The 20,794-nt window shown below is 63.9% G+C and carries 17 protein-coding genes; 8 read left to right on the top strand and 9 right to left on the bottom strand.

Translation table 11 applies throughout. From position 1 onward, the window contains the following. Positions 1-25: 25 nt before the first annotated feature. A complete protein-coding gene (locus tag HWY30_RS32635) occupies positions 26-496 on the top strand; it encodes an Lrp/AsnC family transcriptional regulator (RefSeq protein ID WP_018425024.1) in 471 nt (156 codons plus the stop codon). 86 nt (positions 497-582) lie between these two features. Next, on the top strand, positions 583-816 hold the full coding sequence (locus HWY30_RS32630) for a hypothetical protein (RefSeq protein WP_090806236.1): 234 nt from the start codon (positions 583-585) through the stop codon (positions 814-816). A gap of 70 nt (positions 817-886) precedes the next feature. Here the strand turns inward: HWY30_RS32630 and HWY30_RS32625 are convergent, their stop codons facing one another. Then, complete coding sequence (locus HWY30_RS32625) at positions 887-1,363, bottom strand: OsmC family protein (protein ID WP_090806238.1); 477 nt, start codon at positions 1,361-1,363, stop codon at positions 887-889. Between the two features lie 47 nt (positions 1,364-1,410). Next, positions 1,411-1,803: a hypothetical protein gene (locus tag HWY30_RS32620; protein ID WP_090806240.1), complete on the bottom strand. Its 393-nt coding sequence runs from the start codon at positions 1,801-1,803 to the stop codon at positions 1,411-1,413. A gap of 151 nt (positions 1,804-1,954) precedes the next feature. Between HWY30_RS32620 and HWY30_RS32615 the strand changes: the two genes are divergently transcribed. From HWY30_RS32615 to HWY30_RS32600, 4 genes are all read left to right on the top strand, one after another. Then, positions 1,955-3,958 carry a bifunctional DedA family/phosphatase PAP2 family protein gene (locus HWY30_RS32615; RefSeq protein WP_090806241.1) on the top strand — a complete coding sequence of 668 codons (2,004 nt, stop codon included), beginning with the start codon at positions 1,955-1,957 and terminating at the stop codon, positions 3,956-3,958. 850 nt (positions 3,959-4,808) lie between these two features. Then, positions 4,809-6,050, top strand: coding sequence for a phospholipase A (locus HWY30_RS32610; RefSeq protein ID WP_090806245.1), 1,242 nt, complete (start codon positions 4,809-4,811; stop codon positions 6,048-6,050). Positions 6,051-6,347: 297 nt separating this feature from the next. Then, on the top strand, positions 6,348-7,580 hold the full coding sequence (locus tag HWY30_RS32605; protein ID WP_176078987.1) for a hypothetical protein: 1,233 nt from the start codon (positions 6,348-6,350) through the stop codon (positions 7,578-7,580). Positions 7,581-7,596: 16 nt separating this feature from the next. Further along, complete coding sequence (locus tag HWY30_RS32600) at positions 7,597-10,194, top strand: ATP-binding response regulator (RefSeq protein WP_090806250.1); 2,598 nt, start codon at positions 7,597-7,599, stop codon at positions 10,192-10,194. 36 nt (positions 10,195-10,230) lie between these two features. Here HWY30_RS32600 and HWY30_RS32595 read toward each other — a convergent pair whose 3' ends face one another. From HWY30_RS32595 to HWY30_RS32575, 5 genes are all read right to left on the bottom strand, one after another. Beyond that, positions 10,231-11,337, bottom strand: a complete 1,107-nt coding sequence (locus HWY30_RS32595) for a porin (protein WP_090806252.1) — start codon at positions 11,335-11,337, stop codon at positions 10,231-10,233. Between the two features lie 107 nt (positions 11,338-11,444). Then, positions 11,445-12,704 (bottom strand): MFS transporter, encoded by a 1,260-nt coding sequence (locus HWY30_RS32590; RefSeq protein WP_090806254.1) that lies wholly within the window; start codon positions 12,702-12,704, stop codon positions 11,445-11,447. A gap of 92 nt (positions 12,705-12,796) precedes the next feature. Continuing rightward, positions 12,797-13,759: a PDR/VanB family oxidoreductase gene (locus HWY30_RS32585; protein WP_090806256.1), complete on the bottom strand. Its 963-nt coding sequence runs from the start codon at positions 13,757-13,759 to the stop codon at positions 12,797-12,799. A gap of 14 nt (positions 13,760-13,773) precedes the next feature. Next, a complete protein-coding gene (locus HWY30_RS32580) occupies positions 13,774-14,556 on the bottom strand; it encodes an SDR family NAD(P)-dependent oxidoreductase (protein WP_090806258.1) in 783 nt (260 codons plus the stop codon). A gap of 102 nt (positions 14,557-14,658) precedes the next feature. Then, positions 14,659-15,933: an aromatic ring-hydroxylating dioxygenase subunit alpha gene (locus HWY30_RS32575; RefSeq protein ID WP_090810100.1), complete on the bottom strand. Its 1,275-nt coding sequence runs from the start codon at positions 15,931-15,933 to the stop codon at positions 14,659-14,661. A gap of 141 nt (positions 15,934-16,074) precedes the next feature. On the opposite strand from HWY30_RS32575, the gene HWY30_RS32570 reads away from it, so the two are divergent. Beyond that, complete coding sequence (locus HWY30_RS32570) at positions 16,075-16,863, top strand: IclR family transcriptional regulator (protein ID WP_090806260.1); 789 nt, start codon at positions 16,075-16,077, stop codon at positions 16,861-16,863. A 305-nt stretch (positions 16,864-17,168) separates the two neighbouring features. Here the strand turns inward: HWY30_RS32570 and HWY30_RS32565 are convergent, their stop codons facing one another. Beyond that, positions 17,169-18,653 (bottom strand): mannose-1-phosphate guanylyltransferase/mannose-6-phosphate isomerase, encoded by a 1,485-nt coding sequence (locus HWY30_RS32565; protein ID WP_090810102.1) that lies wholly within the window; start codon positions 18,651-18,653, stop codon positions 17,169-17,171. A gap of 307 nt (positions 18,654-18,960) precedes the next feature. Between HWY30_RS32565 and HWY30_RS32560 the strand changes: the two genes are divergently transcribed. Continuing rightward, positions 18,961-19,200: an NAD-dependent epimerase/dehydratase family protein gene (locus HWY30_RS32560; RefSeq protein WP_244145097.1), complete on the top strand. Its 240-nt coding sequence runs from the start codon at positions 18,961-18,963 to the stop codon at positions 19,198-19,200. Positions 19,201-19,212: 12 nt separating this feature from the next. On the opposite strand, the gene HWY30_RS32555 is transcribed toward HWY30_RS32560, so the two are convergent. Further along, positions 19,213-20,481 carry a glycosyltransferase family 4 protein gene (locus HWY30_RS32555; protein ID WP_244145096.1) on the bottom strand — a complete coding sequence of 423 codons (1,269 nt, stop codon included), beginning with the start codon at positions 20,479-20,481 and terminating at the stop codon, positions 19,213-19,215. Positions 20,482-20,794 lie beyond the last annotated feature (313 nt).

Genomic DNA, 20,794 nt, shown 5'->3' with positions numbered 1-20,794 from the left:
CACCCTGCAGCCCCCCCTCCCGACCATGTCCACGGACGATCTCGACAAAACCGATCGCGCGATTCTCGCCGCGCTGCAAAACGACGGCCGCATGTCGAATGCGCGTCTCGCCGAGATGGTCGGCCTTAGCGAGACGCCTTGCGCGCGGCGTCTGAAACGTCTGGAGAACGATGGTTACATCGACCGCTACCGCGCGGTGCTGTCGCGCGCCGGGCTCGGTCTGGGCGTGATCGCGTTCGTGCTCGTGCGCTTCGCGGTGCACGACCGCGTGGTGGCCACGCGCTTCGAGCGCGAGGTGCAGGCGATCCCGCGGATCCTGTCGTGCCACAACGTGTCGGGCAGCGCCGACTACATCCTGCAGATCGTCGCGCGCGACCTCGACGACTACGGCACGTTCATGCGCGACGAACTGCGCGGCCTGCCGGGCGTGACGTCGGTGGAATCGGCCTTATCGTTGCGCGAAGTGAAAGCGTTTGGCGGTCTGCCGCTGTCCTGAGCGCGAACGTGGCATAGTCCCCCCTTTAGTCCCCTTTTGAAGCGGCACGAGCCGTTCCGACGCAACCCGACGACCCCGGAGTTCCCATGGATCACGACAAGGCGCGAGCCGAAGAAACCGCCGCAATGGAACGCGTGTTGACCGCCACGATGCGGGTGCAGACCGCGTTCGCGTCGCTGCAATCGCAATTCCCGCCGGCAGGCAGCGGCAAGCCGTCGCAATTTGCGCTGCAGACTTTCGACGCCGCGCTGCAGGAACTCGAAGACGCACAAGCCGCGTTCGACGAACTGCTCGGCGATCTGCTCGACGGCAATCGTTGAGCGCTAGCGAGCGTCTGGCCGGCGCCCCGCTCGCCAGCCGGCTCGCACGCTTCGCGCCGCCGCATGCGCGTTAACGCGCGTCCGTCTCCACCACCGGCTCGCAGAGAATCGGAAAATTGACGGAGTTCGCGACGTAGCACTTCTGATGCGCGACGTGATGCAGATGCGTGGCCAGTTCGACATCGCCGCTCGCGCGGATCGTCACGCGCGGGCGCAGCACGATCTGGGAAAAGCGGCCTTCCTGCGCGGTATCGAGCATCGTGCCTTCGGCGTCGTCGCGATAGTCGAGCACGACGATGCCCGCCTCCGAGCACAGATGCAGATACCACAGCTTGTGACACGCGCTCGCCGACGCGACCAGCAGGTCCTCGGGATTCCAGCGCGTCGCGTCGCCGAGAAACGCCGGATCCGACGAGCCCGGAATGTCGGGCTTGCCGCCGGAAGAAATCACGTGATCGCGGTCGTAGTCGCGGTAGCCGGAGGTGCCGCTGCCGCGGTTGCCGGTCCATTTCACCGATACGTGGTACTTGTGCTCGCCGTGCGCCATTCGCTTCCCCTTTGGTCGGATCGGACCTGCATTCTATCCGCGCCACACTAGCGCGGCGGCGCCGCGCGGCCGGTCACGTTCGGCGCGCGTGGGTCGGGATTCATATAGAGCGCCGTGCCGTTCGCGCGCATGTTGTTGAGCGCGGCGCCCGAGCCGGTCGCGCCACCCGAGCCGAGCCCATACGAGCCGCCCGCCGACATGCCGGGCACCGGCATGGCACTCGGACTGACGCCGGTACCGATGCCCATCGCGCCGCCGACAGCCGCATTGCCGTTGCCCCCGCTGCCCCCGCTGGTGCCCGCGTTCGTGCCCGCACGAGTGCCGTTTTCGCTGCCGCCAGGATTGCCCGGTTGCTGGGCCTCTACCGTTGCAGCGGCCCCCACCGTCAACAGCGCCGCAAGCAACGCCGACCACACGATCCCACCTGTTGCTGTCTTCATCGCTACCCTCCAACCGCATCGATCCGCCGAGCACGATATCTATTCTGAGCCGATCGCGCGACCGATGCAGCGGCGCCGCTCCCGCCCGCGCCCACGGCGTGTCCGTGCGCGTTATGATCGATCGTTACGCCCGAACGGCCGATCGCGCACGATGGAGCACGCCTACATCCACCTTTTGCATCTGCTCGCCGGCCACTCGACGTGGATGCTCGCGGTCGTTTTCCTCGCCGCTTTTTTCGAAGCGATCGCGGTCATCGGCACCTTCGTCCCCGGCAGCACCGCGATGTTCCTCGCCGGCGCGGTGACGGGCACCGGCTCGCTGAGCCTTGCCTGGGTCTTCGTGTGGGCGATCGTCGGCGCGGTCGCCGGCGACGGCGCCAGCTTCTGGCTCGGCGCTCGCTACAGGGAGCGCATCGTCACTCTGTGGCCGTTCCGCGCACACCCCGGCGTACTCGACGCGGGCCAGCGCTTCTTTCTGAAGCATGGCGCGAAAAGCGTCGTGCTCGCCCGCTTCATCGGCCCACTGCGGGCGATCGTGCCGGTCGTCGCGGGCATGATGGGCATGCGGCCGCTGCGCTTCCTCTCGATCAACGTGCTCTCCGCGCTGCTGTGGGCGCCCGCGCACATCCTGCCCGGCGTCGTGTTCGGCGCGTCGGTGCTGCTCGCGGGGGCGGTGTCGTTCCGGCTCGTCGTGATCATCGCGATGCTGGCGTGCATCGTGTGGCTCAGCTTTCGCGGCGCTGGGTTTCTGGTGTCACACGCGAATGCCTGGTCGAGCGCGGCAGGCCGTCATCTCGGCAGTTGGGCATGCCGCCATCCGGGTCCGCTCGGCCGCATCGCGCGCCGCATGCTCGACCCCGACACGCCCGATGCGACCCACCTGCTCGCGATGTCGCTGATCGTGCTGGTGGCCGGCGCGCTTTTCTTCGGGATCCTTGACGACGTCGTCAGCGGCGATCCGCTGACGACCATCGACCTGTCCGTTTATCACTTTCTGCAATCGATACGCACGCCGTGGGGCGACACGTTGCTCGCGGCGCTCGCGACGCTCGGCAGCGGCATCACACTGTTCGCGCTGGTCGTCACGGTCGCCCTATGGATGGTGTGGGAGCGGCGCTGGCGCACGATCGTCTACTGGCTCGCGGCGGTCGTGTTTTCGCAGCTGCTGATTCTCGGCCTGCAACTCGCGATGCGCCGCGCCCCGCCCAACGAACTCATGAGTGGCCACTTCGTGTTTCCGAGCAATCACGTCGCCGCGACGGTGATCATCTACGGCTTTCTCGCGTTTCTGCTGGCGCGCCGGATCGGCAAGCTCGGAGGCGTGCTGGTTGCCGGCGCCAGCATCATCGTCGTGATCGTGGTCGCGCTCGCGGGCGTCTACTTCGGCCGCTACTGGGTGTCCGACGCGATCGGCGGCGCGGCGCTCGCGTCTGTGTGGGTCGCGCTGATTGCGCTGACGGCGATCTGGCGGCATCCGCGGCCGCCGCCGCCGCGCCGTTTCATGCCGCTCGTGGTGCTCGCGGTCGTAGCGCTCAGTGTCGGCCTGCAGCTCGGCCTCGCAATGCCGACGCCGCCGGACGGCGCGCCGCAACCACCCCCCGTGCAGTTCACGCAGACGCAGTGGAAGCTCTCCGGGTGGAAGCGGCTGCCGTGCTTTCGCTCCGACATGGGCGGCGATCGCAAGGAGCCGCTGACGCTGCAATGGGTCTCCGAGCCCGCTTCGATACGCGAGCAGTTGCGCGCGCAGGGCTGGGTCGAGGGCACCGACGTGTCCGCGCACAGCCTGCTGTCGCTCGCTTCGCCCGACGTCGCGGCGGTGTCGCTGCCGGTGCTGCCGAAGCTGAACAATGGCGTGCCGTCGTCGCTGGTCTTCATGCGACCGGGCAATTCGCGCGAGGAACGCTACGTGCTTCGCTTCTGGCCGAGCGGCTTCGCGGTCGACAACGGCACCTCCGCGGCGCCGCTTTGGGTCGGCGCGTTCGCGCACGAGCGGCTGACGCGGCCGTCCTGGCCGCTGAACATTCTGCGCATCGATCACGGCGCGAGCCCGTTCGACGCGCCCACCAAGTCGGGCGCCGAGCTCGGCGCGACGGTTCTCGCGGAGGTCGATTGTCACGGCGTGCCGGTGTCGCTGCTGGTCTCGCCGAGGCAATGAGCTGCACATCCAGGCACATCCAGGCAACTTCAGGCATCTCAGGCATCTCAGGCATCTCAGGCATCTCAGGCATCTCAGGCATCTCAGGCATCTCAGGCATCTCAGGCATCTCAGGCATCTCAGGCATCCCCAGAGACAACCGTGGGCCGCTTCGGAAGTCCACATCGACGTACCCGGCGCCGTCTATCAGCAATTGGCGCCACGGGCGAAACGCCTGCTGCACCATATGCCGCGCGTGAGCGAACTCGACAATGCAAGCGCGCCGGAGCAATACCGGAAATTCGCCTATTGAAGAAAGCATTCAGTCGCCGCATTGGCCGCGCAACGAATTGTCACGAAAGCGAATCGCCAATTGACGCGCAATTGCCATAACGGAAATGACTGAGGTGACCGCGGGGATACACCGGGTCGCGAATGACAATCGATTTGACATTTAAGCCTTCGTTGCGCAAATGCAACGACACACCGGCATTATCCCCACTTCCCCCCGCTATTTGCACCGATAGCGCTCCTAATTCATTTTTCCACTCACGCAATCCGTAATCGCACTGGCAGAATGAGCAGAATGCCAGATAGCGGGAACCGGCATGCGTCGCCATTTCCGCACTGAAACACGGCGGCCGCGATTTTCTACCCAATTGCACGCATTAACGCTATCGTCTCTTTGCGACCTGAACTCGTAGACCACCAGGAGCTTCGTGTGCGGAATCGATCGATGTCTCGCGTGAAGAAAGACCGCCAGTCCGCCGTTCGCAGCCACCGCTCGCGTGTTTCCCGATTATCTTCAAGTCCGCTTTCCGGCTCGGTTTCCAGCTCGCTTTCCAGGCTTCTCCCCTGGTTATCGCTTTGCATGACTGCGCTGGTGCTCGGCAGCTACTCCGCGTATAGCGTCGCCGGCGTTTCCGTATTGCGTCCGCCGCGCGAAGCGCTATCGAGCAGTCCACTCGAAGTGACGATCGTCTATGCCGGCGATCAACCCGGTGGCACCGAAGTCGACGTGCCGGCGCAATTGAATATCGCGATCAGCAATACCGACGTGGTACCGCATCGGCTCGCGCTCACGCGCGAAAGCGGCGCACCCGCGCATCTGAAGCTCGCCGCCGGCGAACTGAAGGCAGTGCGCTATACCGGCACGTGGCCCGAATGGGCGCGCGGCGCGATGCAGATCGACGTGCCGGATCTCGACGTGTCGCCATCGTACGTGCTGCTGACGCGTCCGCCGCGCTCCGGCAAGGACGCGGCGCTCGCGTCGGCCGGGAGCGCCAATGGAGCAACGGCGGCGGCCACCGCGAGCGGCGCACCGTCGTCGACGAGCCTGATCGCGTCGTCGCCCGCGCCATCACGACCGGATGCGCCCGTGCCGCAAATCAACACTTTCCTGAGCCGCTTCTCCGCCTTCGAACCGATGTATTTCGCCGATGGCGGCGGTAGCGAGTCCCTCGCGAAATTCCAGCTCAGCTTCAAGTTCCGCCTCGTCGTTCCGGACGACCCGCGCTCGCGTGGTTTCGCGGACAACCTGTACTTCGCCTATACGCAAACCTCGCTGTGGGATCTCAAGAAGTACTCGGCGCCGTTCCGCGACACCAGCTATATGCCGGCACTCTTTTATTACCTCGAAGACACCGGCTGGAAGAGCACGTGGTGGAGCAGAATGGGCGTGATGGCCGGCTACGAACACGAATCGAATGGACGCGACGGTCCGGAATCGCGCGGCGTCGACTATGTGTTCCTCAAGCCGATCTGGGATTTCGGCGACATCCACAGCTACCATCTGACCATCCAGCCGAAGATTTATTACTATACGCACATCGCCGGCGAGAACCATGACATCGCCGACTACCGCGGCTACGTGGACCTGCGGTTCATCTACGGCAGCCCCGACGGCGCGCAATTGGACACGACGCTGCGCAAAGGAACGCAAGGCGGCAAAGGCAGCGTCGATACGCAGTTCACCTATCCATTGGCGAAGCTGATCAATAGCCGCTGGGGCGGTTATCTGTGGCTCGGCTTCTTCAGCGGTTATGGCGAGGACATTCTCGACTACAACCAGCATCGCTGGATTGCGCGAATCGGCTATAGCATCACACGCTAATCCGGAATTCGCCCGGCATGCAAGCAAAGGGCCGCCGAGCGGCCCTTTTCCATTCGATGACGGCCCACGACGCGCCCTAATACATCGAAACTTCCGCCGTAATCCTTTCAAAAGTTTGCCCAAAGCCGACCTCCACCCGGCGGGCAACCCGTCATGGACCGCTCGTGAATGCTGTGTGCACGAACAGACGGGCATATCGGTGTGGATTTCTCTAGAGTTGAAGGGTCGCCGGTCCAACCGGCTGGCCACGCCGCGCGCTGACTTTTCCAGCGTCTAATCAAAACCACGGAAAAACCAATGAAAACCGCTCTCCTTAAAGACGTGTCGCCTGTTTCAAACGAGCCAACCGGACTTCTTTTGCATCGGAATAGTGCACCGCTTGCGCTCAAGCACGAAATTCACCCGGAACAGATCCGGGATAGCCTGCCGGCCCGTCAGGGGGGAGTCGGCTTTCTGTTCCACGCGACCGATTGGGAAACCCTTTCATTTTCTTTTCACAACGTTCGCGAACGAAGCGAATCGTTCGAAGAGGAGTTGTGGAAAACCAGGCCTTTCATCGCATCGCCGATCTATTCGGGCGCGCAGGTGATAGGCGCGAATATCGCCTGCCCGGTGCCGCTCGAAATGTGGCTCGGCAGCCCGCGCGGCATCAAGCGCTTTCGCGAGACGCAATTCTTTCCGGCGCTCGAGCTCGCCCGAAAGGCGGGCTTGAACATGGTCGCGATGGGCGCGTCGACGCCCTACGCGTGCAACTACGGCGCGCTGCCCCGGCCGGTCAAGCCGCCTCACATCACGACGGGCCACGCGGCGACCGCGGCGATGCTGAAGGACTGGGCGATGCATTGCTGCGAACAGCTCGACCTCGAGCTCGGCAACACGAAGCTCGCGCTGTTCGGCGCGGCCGGCCGGCTCGGCACGACGGTCGCGAAGTATCTGCTCTACAAGGATGCGCCGAAGGAGCTGGTGCTGATCGATCTGCCCGACAAGATCAACCTGCTGATCGATCAGGCGAACGAGCTGCTCGCGTCGGACCTGCTTGGCAAATCGAAAGTCTCGGTGCATACGTTCAGCCCGGACACGCCGCTGCCGGACTTCGACGGCGCGATTCTCGCGAGCAGCACGAGCGTGCCTTACCTGAGCGCCGCCGATCTCAAACGCGCGCAATTCTGGATCGACGACTCGCATCCGCGCGCGGCAAGCGTCGCAGCGGAACTCGCTTCTCGCGGTCATACGCTCTATATTGAATGCTTCGCGCGCGGGCCCGCCGGACTCGACACCGCGTTCCCGTTCAGGCTGCCATCCACCCGCGACTGCTATACCTGCTTCGCCGAAGGCTATTCGGCATGGCAGGAAGGTATCGCCTCCGATTTCATCATTGGCAGCCCGCCCGTGTGGTCGGTCTCTTATACTCATGGTCTGCTGAAGAAGTATGGCTTTTCGGTCGGACCGTTTCACGGCAAGAACGGCGACTCGCTCGCCGAAGTCGTCGAATCACAGCAATTCAATACGCATGAAATGATGGGTTCCTAATGAACTCGGAGGCCTGATGGCGATACCGCGCGAAAGCATGCGGGATATGCTGGAACGAAGCAGGTTCGCAATTCGATGGGGAGGCGCACTCGGCCTCCTGTGTCACCCCATCTATTACGTCGTCTGGACCTACATCCTTCCGCAGCCTTACGACAACCTGCTGCTGCGGCTCAGCGCGGCGGCCGTCTGCGTTCCCCTGCTGTTCCAGGCGCGCTGGCCGAGGCGCTACAATCCTGCGCTGCTGATCTACTGGCATTGCTGTCTGATTTACGTGCTGCCGTTCGTCTGCACGTTCCTGACCGTCAGAAACGGTTTCTCCACGATGTGGATGATGACCGAGGTCATGATGATCTTCATTCTGGCGCTGTGTATCGACAACCCCCTGCTGCTGATAACGTGCATCGGTATTGGCGTGTTTTCCGGCGGGCTCGCCGGCGTGTTGAGCGCGCCGACGCCGGTCGTTCTCAGCGCGCAGGACAAGTCCAACCTCGCGTTGCTGCCGGTGGTCGTGCTGTGCAGCATGGCGTTCAGTCATGCGATCAGCAAGGGACGCATCTTCGTCGAAAAGAACCGCGCGTTGCAGGCGCTCGCGGGGTCCATCGCGCACGAGATGCGCAATCCGCTGAGCCAGTTGCGGCACGTGCTCGACCGCGTCGAGGAAGCGCTGCCCGCGGCGACCGAAGCGGGCGCGGCGCCGACGCTGACCGACGGCACGGCCTCGCTGATGTACAACCACCTCGCGCAGGGGCAATTGTCGATCGAGCGCGGCCTGCGCATCATCGCGATGACGCTTGACGAAGTCGCCGCGAAATCGATCCGCCCGGATAGTCTCAGCTACCTCCATGCTGGCGCGACCACGCGCAAGGCGCTCGCCGAATACGGCTTCGACAACGACAAGGAACGCGCGAAGGTGAGCGTCGTCGTCAGGCGCGACTTCGTGTTCAAGGTCGACGAGACGGTCTATCTGTTCACGTTGTTCAACCTGATCAAGAACGCGCTGCATCACATCGTCGCGTATCCGCAGGCGACGCTCACATTGACCGTCGACCGCGACTCGGTGATCGTACGCGACACCGGCCCCGGCATCGCGCCGGAGATCCTGCAGCATCTGTTCGAGCCGTTTCGCACGGCCGGCAACTCGGGCGGCACCGGGCTCGGGCTCGCGTACTGCCAGCGCGCGATGCGCGCGTTCGGCGGCAGCATCGACTGCGAATCGGGACTCGGCAAGTTCACCGCGTTCACGCTGCGCTTTCCACCGGTAGCGGCCGACGAGGTCGAGGAGCACGAGCGGCGCCTGTTCGAACGGGCGATGCCGGCGTTCAAGGGCAAGCGCGTGCTCGTCGTCGACGACGACGACACGCTGCGCGCCCGCACCCGCCGCGTGCTGACGCAGGCCGGCGCCTATGTCAGCGAGGCGTCGGGCGGCGAGCTTGCGCTCGCCACGTTGCGGCGCGCGCCGCTCTACGACCTCGTGTTGATGGACATCAGCATGCCCGCGATGGACGGCTACACGACGACCGAGCGCCTCCGCGCCGACAGAGACTGCCCGAACCGCAACGTGCTGATCGCCGCCTATACCGCCGAACCGGGCATCGCGGTGCGACTGCGCGCGCGGCGCGCCGGCATGGACGAGATCATCAGCAAGACGTCGAGTGTGCAGGAGCTGCTCACCGCGTTGCAGACCCTCTTCGACAACGGTGCGCATCATCAGCCGGGCGAACTGCCCGATGTCTTCGCCGGCAGAACCTTTGTGATCGCCGACGACGACACCTACAGCCGGCTTGTCGCGAAGGCGTATCTGGAGCGCTGCGGCGCGAGCGTCGTCGAGGCCGACCACGGTCAGGCGGTGCTGACTAAACTGCACGAAGACGGCTTCATCGACGCGATCCTGATGGACGTGAACATGCCGGGCATGAACGGCATCGAGACGACGAAGTCGATTCGCGCGCGCACCGATGCCTACGCGACGCTGCCTATCATTGCGCTGACCAGTCACACCGATGCCGAGGCGGTGCAGGCCTGCGTTGCCGCCGGGATGAACGAGGTGTTGATCAAGCCGGTGCAGGCCGGCTCGCTGTACGCATGTCTCGCGCGGCAGTTCGGCACACGCGGCGCGCTGGTTGCGGACGCTCCGCAACGAATCACGGAAACCGCGGGCGGAGCCGCGCAAACGGATTTTGCGGCGACGCCGGTGGCGTTGCCCCCCACTGCGAACGTGCCCGCGGCCGCCACCATCGCTGAAGAAAGCCTGCTCGACGAAGCGCACCTCAAGGAACTGGTCTCGCTCGATCTGCTTGACGAATCGTTCCTGAACGGCATCGAACAGATTCGCTCGCTCGTCGTGCGCCTCGCAGGCAACAGCGCGGCCGTCGATATCAAGGCGACGCACGCGAGCCTGCATGCGTTGCTTGGCGTCAGCGGCAACATCGGCGCGAAGGCACTGCATCGCTACGCACGGCAGATCTATCCGCGCGTGATCGCCGGTGAGTGGCCAGTGGAAACCGACTGGCACGCCCAGATCCGCGCGTTGGGCGCGCGCTCGACCGACGCCTTGCAGCGGTATTACGCGTCGGCGAAAGGGCGGCGCGATCATCGCGACGCACTGAGCGATTGAGAGGGCGGCCTCGGTCGCCCTCTTTGCAGCGTCAAGTCAGAACTTGTGCAGCACGCCGAGCGCAACAGCGAGCTGGTTCGCGCCGGTCTTCACGGTGGTCGTCGCGACCGAAGTCGCCCACCCCGTCGCACTCAGCGCGGCCTTCGAGCTGTTGATCACATACGTGATGTCGGTGTACAGCGCCGTGCGCTTCGACAGCCAGTAGTCCGCGTTGACACCGGTGCTCACTGCGTGCGCGTCGACCTGGCGATACGCGTGGTAGTAAGTCGCGGCTGCGAGGTCCAGCGCCGGTGTCACCCTGTAGCGCACGCCCGCGAACGCCATCGACTGCGGCGGCGATGCGGCGAGCGTCGACCGGACGTCGTTCAGCAGCAATTCGTAGCCGCCGTACAGCGTCGCCTTGCCGATCTGATACGAACCGCCGGCCACGTAGCGGCGCTCGCTGTCGCCCGATGACGCAATGGCCGAGCCTTGCCGCTGCTCGTACACGAACGTCAGATTCAGCGGCCCCTGCACATAGCGTCCGCCGATGTCGTACTGCTTGCCGACGCGGAACGAGCCAGCCACCGGCACGTTGTAGGTGACTGCGTCATAGCCAAGGCTGTAGAGCGCATTCAGCTCGAATGGTCCCACATGGCCGAGATACGACACCGCGTTATCCGCGCGACCGACGAACTGCGCGTCCTGCGCGGAAAGGCCGTAACTCGAATAACCGAGCGGGTCGAGCGCGAGGAAGTAGCGATACATCGGCGTCATCTGCCGGCCGAGCATCATCGCGCCGTAGCGGTCCGATTCGAGTCCGACGAACGCCTGCCGGCCGAACAGCCGCCCTCCTTGCTGCAGGGCACCGGTATTCATCGACATGCCCGATTCGAGCGTGAAAATCGCCCGCAGTCCGCCGCCGAGATCTTCCTTGCCCGTGAAACCCCAACGCGAATTCAGCCGGTTGCCGGTGCCGAGAGCGACCTGCGTGCCCGACGATCCCTGCGACGTGACAGCGTGAGTCACGTAGGTCACCCCCGAGTCGACGATGCCATAGAGCGTGACCGACGACTGCGCATGCGCCGCGCCGCTGATGCCGATACCAATACCACATGCAAAAAGGACCTTCGACGGCCTGGCGAGAGGCTTGTGCTTCACCATGTGTCTCCTGCTGGAAAGTGAGTTGTTTTGTGATGCGGATTAGTTATCGTTCGACCTCTGTCGTCGCGGTAGCCGGCGCGGGGCCGCGTCGGCTACCGGAGAATCAGTCATTCGCGTGCGATATGCGGGTTGACGAAGAACATCGCGATGACCGCGATAGCGGGTCCGATCGCGAGTGTGAGGAGCGCGAGCATGAACGAATGGCTCGCGCCATACAGCGAGCCGACCACCATCGGCGACACCGCGCTGCCGGACTGCCAGATAGCATTGGTCCAGCCGGCGCTCGCGCCCGCGAGACGCTTGCCCGATGCGTCGCTGACCTGAGCCATCAGCACCGGCAGATAGCCGAACGAGAACGCACCGAGAATCGGCGCGACCAGATAGAACTGATGCACCGTCGAGCAGTAGCCGAACACCAGCAGCGCGATCGCGAAGGCGATCAGGCAGCCGATCGACATCATCCGCCGCGACACACCAGGCAGGTCGGAGATCCAGCCGAGCGTCGGCTTCGCGATCACCGCGCCAATGCCGAACGAGGCGACGATCGATCCGGCGACGATCGGCGCAATGCCGTATTGGCGCGTCATCAGTGCGTTGCCCCATGCACCGAAGCCGACGGTCGCCCACAACCCGCCGCATCCCGCGATCGACAGCGCAATCAGGTTACGGTTGCGCAACAGGCCAAGCATTTCCTGGAGGCTGTTGCGCGCGGGCTTCGCTTCGTTCGAAGGCCGGTTCTTCAGCAGCAGCACCGTGACGATGCCCCACGCAAACGTGACGATGCCGAGCATATGGAATGCGTTCGACCAGCCGTGCCGCGCGGAAAACGACGGCACGACCGCATTCGCGATCACGACGGCGAGCGACGTCGCGGTCGTGTAGAGGCCCATTGCGCGGCCACGGTCGCGCGTGAACCATGCGGGAATGATCTTCATGCCGGCCGAGTAGTCGGCGCCCGCCGCGAAACCCATCGCGGCCTGAATCACGATGCCGAATGCGAGCGAATGCGTATAGCCGAACGTGAACGTGAGCACGCCGAGCGGCAGCAGCGCAAGCGTGAGCATCGCGCGACCGCCGAGCAGATCGGTCAGCATGCCGCCAACCACGTTCGCGATCACATAGCCCGCGTAAAACGCGGTCACGAACGCACCGAGCATCGACACGCCAATGCCGAGCGACGCGCCGACCGGCGCGGCCACCGTACTCCACGCGACGCGGACCACATAGCTGAGCAGAAACGCGGCCCAGACGATGAACAGCGCGACCCAGCGATACGGGCTCGTGTCGGCGCTACTCGCCGCCCTCGCATCGTTCCCGGTCCAGACGCTCGCGGGCATACCCTCCGACGACGCCAGATTCTTCTCCATGACTCCTCCGATGCCGGGCGTGCCATCGGCCGCCCGTTTTCTTTCTGATGGATGGCGCCGACCGCGCCTGGCGGCCGGGCCGGCGATTACGGTTACAGATCGAGCACGAGCACCCTCGACTTCGCGCGTGAACAGCACGGCAGGAACTGATCGTTGCGGGCCTGCTCTTCTGGCGACAGGAACAGGTCGCGGTGGTCAGGTTCGCCTTCGAGCACCCGCGTGACGCAGGTGCCGCAAATGCCCTGCTCGCACGACACCGGCACGTCGACGCCCGCCGCCGCGAGCGCCTGGGTGACCGTGCAATCGGCCGCAATCGACACGACGCGGTCCGAGCGCGCGAGCCGCACGTCGAACGACGCGCCATCACCCGACGGCTGCGCCGCCGCGAAGTATTCGTAATGCAGACGCTCGTCACGCCAGCCGAGCGAGCGGGCCGTGTCGAGCACCGCGTTCATGAAGCCCTGCGGACCGCACACATATAGATGCCGGTCCGCGCCGGCGTCCGTCAGCAGTGCATTCAGATCGAGCATGCCGTGCGCGTCGTCGAAGTGGTATTGCACGTTGTCCGCCCACGACGACGCGGCGATTCGCTCGACGAACGCCGCACGGCTCTTCGAGCGCGCGCAGTAACGCATTTCGAACGCCGCGCCCATTGCCGCCAGCTGCTCCGCCATGCAGAGAATCGGCGTCACGCCAATGCCGCCCGCGAGCAATAGCGGCTTCGCGTCATGCCGGGCGAGCGGAAAGTGATTGCGTGGCACGCCGATACGAATCGCGTCGCCTTCGCTCACCGCGTCGTGCATGCGCTGCGATCCGCCGCGCGAATCGGCGGCGCGCAACACCGCGATCTGATACCGGTGACGCTCGCGAGACGCGTTGCACAGCGAGTACTGCCGCACCGGCCCACCGGGCACGTAGACGTCGATGTGCGCGCCCGCCTCGAACGGCGGCAGGTCGCGGCCGTCGATGTCGACGAACTCGAAGCCGGCAATCCCGTCGGCTTCGTCGCGTCGTGCGGCGACACGCACCATCAGCGTGGAATCGGTCATGTTCATGCCACCTCCTCCGCTCACATCGCCGACAGGCCGCCGTCGACCATCAGCGTCGTGCCGGTTATGTACGAAGCCTCGTCGCTCGCGAACCACAGGATCGGCCATGCGATCTCTTCGGGCGACGCCCAACGGCCGATCAACGACGTGTCCTGGCGTTGCGTCTTCAGCACTTCGACGCTTTTACCCGATGCAATGGCCCGGTTCATGTGGAATTCGGTCAGCGTCGAACCCGGGCACACCGCGTTCACGCGCACGCCGTTCGCGGTCTCCTCGAACGCGAGCGTGCGGGTCATCGCGAGCATGCCGGCCTTGGTCGCGTCGTACAGGCCCATGCCCTTGCGGCCGGTCACCGCGTAGCACGACGACACGTTGACGATGCTCGCGCGGCCCGCGCGACGCAGGAACGGCAGCGCTGCCCTGCAATAGTTGGATGTGCCGACCAGATTGACCGACACCATCGCCTGCCACTCGGCCGGCGTCGCGTCGGCGAGCGCGCTGTAGTTGCGCATCGCCGCGTTGTTCACCAGCACGTCGAGCCGGCCGAACGAATCGGCGGCGAGTTGCGCCGCGCGCACCGCATCGGCGTCGTGAGACACGTCGGCCGCGAACGTCTCGACACGCGCGGACGGATCAGCCGCCTTCAGTTCGTCGGCGACGCGCGTGAGCGCCTCCGGGTTCGCATCGACGAGCACCACCGCGGCGCCCTCCGCGCAGAACACGCGCGCGGTCGCGGCACCGATGCCGCCTCCGCCGCCGGTGATCAGCGCGACCTTGTCCTCGAGTCTTTTACGTTGCTGCATTGCATGCCGGCGCGCAGCCGGCCTCCTTTTGCGGAATGGGCAGAAGGTCCAGTCGGACCAGACGACACGCGCAGCCGGACCGAAGTCCGGCTCCGCCGTGCATCAGATCGAGTAGATCGGCTGGTCCTTGCCGTCGTGCAGATGGATCACCGCCCATTCCTGAGGCTTCTGATCGCGCGGCAGCAGCACGCCGGCAGCACGTACGCGCTGCTGGTCGGCGTCGATCGCGGGCGGATCGGTGTCGGGCACCAGCGCCGTTGCCGCCTCGTACATCATGCGGCGCGCCATCACGATCGCGCGGTCGGTCGGCAGCAGCTTTTCCTTGCTGTGATCCTGGATCGGACCCATGCTTTCCTGCAGCGACGCGTCCTGCATCGCGAAGCCGAACACGCCCGAGTACGCGCGCTTTTCCTTCTGAGCCTGGCGGTCGATCAGGTAGTCGTTGTCCTTGTTCGCTTTCGGCCGGAACGTGCCACCCTCCTCGTACTCACAATGAATGCCCTTGCCGGCGTTCAGGTCGGCCAGTTCCTGCTCGTCGAGCGGACGGTCCGGGCGGAAGTTGATGCTCCACGCCCAGCAGGTGTGATCGTCGATCGGCACCCATACGTGGCCCGCGAGCGAGTGATCGCCGAACGGCGGGATCAGCGTGTACCACGGGAACAGCCACTGCGTGACGCGCCAGTAGTACGAATCCGGCTCGCCGTTGCGGCGGCCGAACAGCGTGAGGCCGAACGGCTGCTTCTCGATCTCGAAGATCACGTTGCCGTCCGCCTTGATGTAGTCGAGTGCCTTCGTGCCCTGGTGCATCGGGTCCTCGTCGACTTCGTAGCGGTGTACATACGACACGTGACTCGTGTCGATGCCGCCTTCCATCGCCTGCAGGTAGTTCGATTCCTGCAGCCGCTTCGAGACGAACACGTGGCTCTCCGGCAGATTGCACCACTCGAGATCCGGCGGCGCCGGCTGGCGGTCCTTCGGCCCCATGTACGCCCACACGATGCCCGCGCGTTCGATGCACGGATACGCGGTGATGCCCATGTGCTTGCACGCCTGCGGCGCGGACGGCACTTCCACGCAGTTGCCGTTGCGGTCGAATTTCAGACCGTGATACGAGCAGCGGATGCCGTTCTCTTCATTGCGGCCGAAGTACAGCGACACGCCGCGGTGCGAGCAGAACTCGTCGATCAGCGCCGGCTGGCCGTCGGAATCGCGAAAAGCGAGCAGCTTTTCGCCGAGGATCTGCACGCGAACCGGCGGGCAATCAGGCTCTGCGATTTCGCTGGCGAGGAGCACCGGCACCCAGTAGCGGCGCATCAGATTGCCCATCGCCGTGCCTGGGCCAGTGCGAACCAGAGTTTCCGACATGTTCTTGTCCATCATTCCTCCGAATCCTGTTGTCCGTTGTATGAGAATGTAGTCTCATTGTACGGACAGATTGATCGACGTCAAGTTCTTGCGGCTAGGGACTTTCACTACAATGTGCAATCGACGCGGACCGCCGCAGAAAGGAAATTTCAAATGGAAGAAAAAAAGCCGCACGAAAATGTGCGGGCAGTCGAACGGGCGCTAGAAATTCTTCTGGCGTTCCGACCCGGGGACAAAGAATTGACCGTCGCGGAGCTGCTGACCCGCGTGGACCTGAGCCGACCGACGCTGTACCGCCTGCTGAATACGCTCGAACAGAACGGCTTTCTCGCCTCGTCGGGCGAGCCGCAACGCTTCAGGCTCGGCAGTTCGGTCGCGCAACTCGCGCACGCGTGGATGGCGAACAATACGATCGCGCAGCTCGCGCAGCCGATGCTGCGCGCGCTTTGGGAAGCGACATCGGAGACGGTCGCGTTGTTCGTGCCGGAGGGGACGTACCGGATCTGCGTGGCCGAACTGGAAAGTCCGCAGCCGCTGAGTTTCCGGCGCGGGGTCGGCTATCGCGAGAAGCTCGTGCTCGGCGCGAGCGGCCGCACGATTCTTTCGCAGATGCCGCTGTCGGAGGACGATCTGCGGCGCTATCTGACCGATCCGGATCAGGACGTCGCGGCGCTAGCCGCCGATCTCGACGCGGTCCGCGCACGAGGCTTCGGTACCAGCCATCACGAGCTGATCGCCGGCGCAGTCGCGGTAGCCGCGCCGTTCTTCAACGGCGCGAACCAGGTGGCAGGTTCGGTGTGCATCTTCGGGCCGAGCGTGCGCGTAACCGATGAGCGCGTCGCGCAGTTCGCGGAGTTGCTCAAGCGCGAGGTGGGCAATCTGTCGCGTGCGCTTGGGCATCAAGGGGAAACTGGACGGCCGCCGGGTACGGCACGTCGGTGAAATCGGCCTCAAAGGCGCTGGCCAACGCCGGGAGCGTCGTCAGAAAGGTCGACGCTTTGCTCAGGCTCCCGCTGATTCAGGGCTGAAGCCGAAACCAGCCGGATGGCACGCAGTTCGACATTCGCGAGGTTGGAGTGTGATGTGCCCGGAGGGCCGACGGTTGCTGAACGTAACCGATAATCAGATGGGGCACATCTCCCGGATCGCAGTGTCCGGCGCAGCGCGCATAAAGGATGAGGCCGGCATGACACCGGCGGATAGAAGTTGGCGAGACGTTGGTGTCTCACGTGCGCATCAACCGAGGGTCAAATTCGGCCGTAGCAGTCGTCCAGGCGCACAATATCGTCCTCGCCGAGATAACTGCCCGATTGAACCTCGATGATTTCGAGCTGCACTTTGCCGGGATTCTCCAACCGATGCTGCACGCCGAGCGGAATGAAGGTCGATTGATTTTCTGAAAGAAGAAACTGGTCCTCGCCCCGTGTCACGAGCGCGGTGCCGCGCACGACGACCCAGTGCTCGGCGCGATGGTGGTGCATCTGCAATGACAGGCGAGCGCCTGGCGCAACCACGATGCGCTTCACCTGAAACCGCTCGCCGCGCTCGATCGCATCGTAGAAGCCCCACGGACGGCGCACCTTCCGGTGCGTCTCGGCTTCAGGCGCGCGCTGCTCGCGAAAGCGCGCCACCAGCGTCTTGATGTCCTGCGCGTGTGAGCGGTCGGCGACGAGCACGGCGTCGTCCGTGTCGACGACGACTACGTTGGAGGTGCCAACGCATGCAACCAGCCGCCCGCCCTCGGCGCGCACATAGCTCGAGGTCGCGCCTTCGAAAACGACACGCCCGCTCGCGACGTTGCCGAGCCCGTCCTTCTCCATCGCTTCCCACACGGCATCCCAGGATCCAAGGTCCGACCATCCCGCCGCCAATGGCACGACCACGCCTTTGCAAGGCGAGCCGGCCGCGCCAATGTGCTCCATTACCGCATAGTCGATGGAATCCGCTGGCACACGGCCGAACTGAAACGGGCAAGGACGAATGAAGTTGTCGTCCGCCTTGCCTTCCGCGAACGCCGCGGTGCAGGCCGCATGCATGTCGCCGTTGAGCTTGGCTAGCGCTTCGAGCCACACGCCCGCTCGCACGATGAAGATGCCGCTGTTCCACCAGTAGGTGCCTGCAGCGACGTACTGCGCGGCGAGTTCGGTCGTGGGCTTTTCGACGAAGCGGTCGATCAGATGTGCGCCGTTTTCGAGGGCGTCGCCGATTCGGATGTAGCCAAAGCCGGTATCCGGCCGTGTGGGCGCAACGCCGAGCGTCACGATCATGGAGTGTTCGGCATATTCAGCGGCAATTGCGATCGCACGATGCAGCGCCGGAATGTCTGAGATGGAATGGTCAGACGGCATCACCACCATGATCGCGTCGTCATCCTGATTAACGGCTGCGAGCGCCGCGAGCGTGAGCGCCGGCGCCGTATCGCGCCGCGCAGGCTCGACGATAATCTTCGCGCAGACGCCGCACGCCCGCACCTGCTCTTCTGTCTGGAACCGGTGTTCCTCCCCACACACGATAATCGGCTGAGTGTCGACGTCGAAGCCGCCGACGAAACCCTCCATCCGTGTGACGGTAGCCTGCAGCAATGAATCCCGTCCGACCACATCGATCAACTGCTTTGGAAACTGCTCACGCGACATCGGCCAGAGGCGCGTGCCCGATCCGCCTGCGAGAATGACCGGGACGATGCGCCGACAGGCGTGCCCGAGCGACGCTTCTGCGATCGCCGCTGCCATTGCGTCTTCAGAACTCACCGCGTCTTCCATCATCCACCCCTCTGCTCTTGCGTCGAACACGTACTTCCCGGCATCGCCAATCCGATTCATCGGTTATCGGTTCGCCGTGAAGCGCACTTTCTCCTGCTCTCCCACCTAGGGGCCCTGCTTGATGAAGAGAGAACGACCTCACGCGTCTGCAAGCATAGGAGCAGTTCCAGGGTCACTAGACGGGTTGACCGAATATGCCATGACGTTGGCTGAAGCGAGTCTCGCGGTACAAGGTGGTCTCACACGCACCACCTGATCTGCTCTTCTTTGGTTCATCATGCACTTATCCAAAGTGTTGCCCGCAGCCCATAAAGGTACGGCACACGAGGCAAAGCTCAACGGGGTTCAGTCGATTTCCGTCTGGAGCTCCGGCTCTCCGAAGCGGGAGTTCCTGCACGTCGACGACCCCGAGTCCGCCGCACTGGCCTTGCTCGACGCCGACGGGGCCGAAGGCGTGTTCAATATCGGATACGGACGGGGACACTGCAATCGCGGATCTTGCCCGTCTCGTCTATGACCTTACCGTACTCTAATTCATCCAGACTTCCTCTCCCCAACACACCGCACGGGTGCGATATCGTTCGAGCACCCGCGCTAGCGTCGACAAGCGGGCTGCGTCATCGTTGCTCGCAAGACGCCGCGTGCCGCGCTCGATCATCAACTGGCGCAATGCAGGCTGGTCGATCAGACTGAAAAGCGCCTCCGCCATGCTGTCGGGCCGAGCCAGATCGACCAGCAGTCCCGCGTCGCCGACTTGCTCGCGCAGCGCCTCGAGGTCCGGGTAAAGGACCGGTACGCCCAGACTGAACGCCTCGAGTGGCGGCAGATTGGTCGGGCCGAAATATGTGGGCATCACTAACGCGATCGACTCGCGATACAAGTAAGGCACGTCGCCGTCCGGAACGAAACCGAGAAAGAACACACGCTCGCCCAGACCGAGATCGGCGGCGACCGAACGCACGTATCTCATGTTGCCGAAATCGCTTCCTGTGAAGACCGCACCTACATGGATGCCATAGCGGGACTCCAGCGCGTGCAGTCCCTTCAACAGAAACACATGGTTCTTGTGCGACCAGAACTGCGCGGGATAGTAGACGTATTTCAGATCGCGCGGAATTTTGTACTTCGTCTTGACATCGACGAAGTGCTCCACGTACGCCTCCTCGGAAAGCACTGTCGCGCGGGCTGGCGAGAATGGCATCAAATGCACGCGTTCGCTGTCTACTCCATATCGCCTGACAACCTTCTCGCGGCCGGCCTGCGAATCGACGAAGATGCCGCAGGCCTTCTTCAAGGCAGATCCGTACAGAAATTCGCGACGCTCGAATTCGTGCTTGATCCGGACTTCGGGAAACTCGACGTCGTCGCGGTGGGACAGATCCCAAACGGTGAACAGGTAGTTGAATCGATCAATCGCCAGTGCGAGGTTGGACGGCGTTGTGAAGTACGCAATGTCCGCGCGCATCACCGAAAGCAAGCGGTCCACCGAAGCCATCTTGCCCGGTTTCCGCAGAAACGCGCGCGGGCCTCCGCGGCTATATATTGAACCGAGTCTCGCCGCCAGTCCGCGCAAGCGGGGCACCGGGAAAAAAATAGGCTCAATGCCGCTGCGTCGCAGATCATCGATGGTGGATCGCCGCGTCGTCACAAACTCAACCGCGCAAAGTTCCGGCGGAAGACTCTTTAGCAGCAAGGCAGCATTCTTCGCCTGCTGATAACCCCCACCAGAGGTATGTTCATAGTCTATAAACGCGACCATGCGAATAGGCCGTTCCAAGGAACCGTTTGAATTCGTCACTCCTCGCTCCACGTTTCTTGGCCATCTATATAACGATTGCAGCGCTCGAAAAAGGTTCTCGCGCTCGGTTTGAATTTAGATTGCGCGAGCTTGCTGGTGCCGTTCGTGACTGATTAAGGCAGGTATTTGGCCGGTCCGACGGCTTCCTGAGAAAAGCCCTTGTGCAAGGCTCATATGACGCTCATGCGGCCCTCGGACATCGAGATCGGCGGTTGTCAACGTACTTGTCGCGTCACCTCATGCGCACTGCTTTAGTTCTTCCGGTTGCATGCGCTCCGGATTGAGCCAGACTTCATCCTTCAATTTCCAGTTG

This window comes from Paraburkholderia tuberum STM678 (genome assembly GCF_902833905.1).
Classification (GTDB): Bacteria; Pseudomonadota; Gammaproteobacteria; order Burkholderiales; family Burkholderiaceae; genus Paraburkholderia; species Paraburkholderia tuberum.
Note: the sequence above shows the minus strand (reverse complement) of the source record. Positions and strands in the feature narration are given on the sequence as shown.

Bases quoted from the DNA above. Each gene is read 5' to 3' on its own strand.
- HWY30_RS32595 (WP_090806252.1), bottom strand. From the start codon at position 11,337: ATGGTGAAGCACAAGCCTCTCGCCAGGCCGTCGAAGGTCCTTTTTGCA.
- HWY30_RS32570 (WP_090806260.1), top strand. From the start codon at position 16,075: ATGGAAGAAAAAAAGCCGCACGAAAATGTGCGGGCAGTCGAACGGGCG.
- HWY30_RS32625 (WP_090806238.1), bottom strand. From the start codon at position 1,363: ATGGCGCACGGCGAGCACAAGTACCACGTATCGGTGAAATGGACCGGC.
- HWY30_RS32585 (WP_090806256.1), bottom strand. From the start codon at position 13,759: ATGAACATGACCGATTCCACGCTGATGGTGCGTGTCGCCGCACGACGC.
- HWY30_RS32590 (WP_090806254.1), bottom strand. From the start codon at position 12,704: ATGGAGAAGAATCTGGCGTCGTCGGAGGGTATGCCCGCGAGCGTCTGG.
- HWY30_RS32560 (WP_244145097.1), top strand. From the start codon at position 18,961: ATGCACTTATCCAAAGTGTTGCCCGCAGCCCATAAAGGTACGGCACAC.
- HWY30_RS32635 (WP_018425024.1), top strand. From the start codon at position 26: ATGTCCACGGACGATCTCGACAAAACCGATCGCGCGATTCTCGCCGCG.
- HWY30_RS32630 (WP_090806236.1), top strand. From the start codon at position 583: ATGGATCACGACAAGGCGCGAGCCGAAGAAACCGCCGCAATGGAACGC.
- HWY30_RS32580 (WP_090806258.1), bottom strand. From the start codon at position 14,556: ATGCAGCAACGTAAAAGACTCGAGGACAAGGTCGCGCTGATCACCGGC.
- HWY30_RS32600 (WP_090806250.1), top strand. From the start codon at position 7,597: ATGGCGATACCGCGCGAAAGCATGCGGGATATGCTGGAACGAAGCAGG.
- HWY30_RS32605 (WP_176078987.1), top strand. From the start codon at position 6,348: ATGAAAACCGCTCTCCTTAAAGACGTGTCGCCTGTTTCAAACGAGCCA.
- HWY30_RS32565 (WP_090810102.1), bottom strand. From the start codon at position 18,653: ATGGCAGCGGCGATCGCAGAAGCGTCGCTCGGGCACGCCTGTCGGCGC.
- HWY30_RS32615 (WP_090806241.1), top strand. From the start codon at position 1,955: ATGGAGCACGCCTACATCCACCTTTTGCATCTGCTCGCCGGCCACTCG.
- HWY30_RS32575 (WP_090810100.1), bottom strand. From the start codon at position 15,933: ATGGACAAGAACATGTCGGAAACTCTGGTTCGCACTGGCCCAGGCACG.
- HWY30_RS32610 (WP_090806245.1), top strand. From the start codon at position 4,809: ATGACTGCGCTGGTGCTCGGCAGCTACTCCGCGTATAGCGTCGCCGGC.
- HWY30_RS32620 (WP_090806240.1), bottom strand. From the start codon at position 1,803: ATGAAGACAGCAACAGGTGGGATCGTGTGGTCGGCGTTGCTTGCGGCG.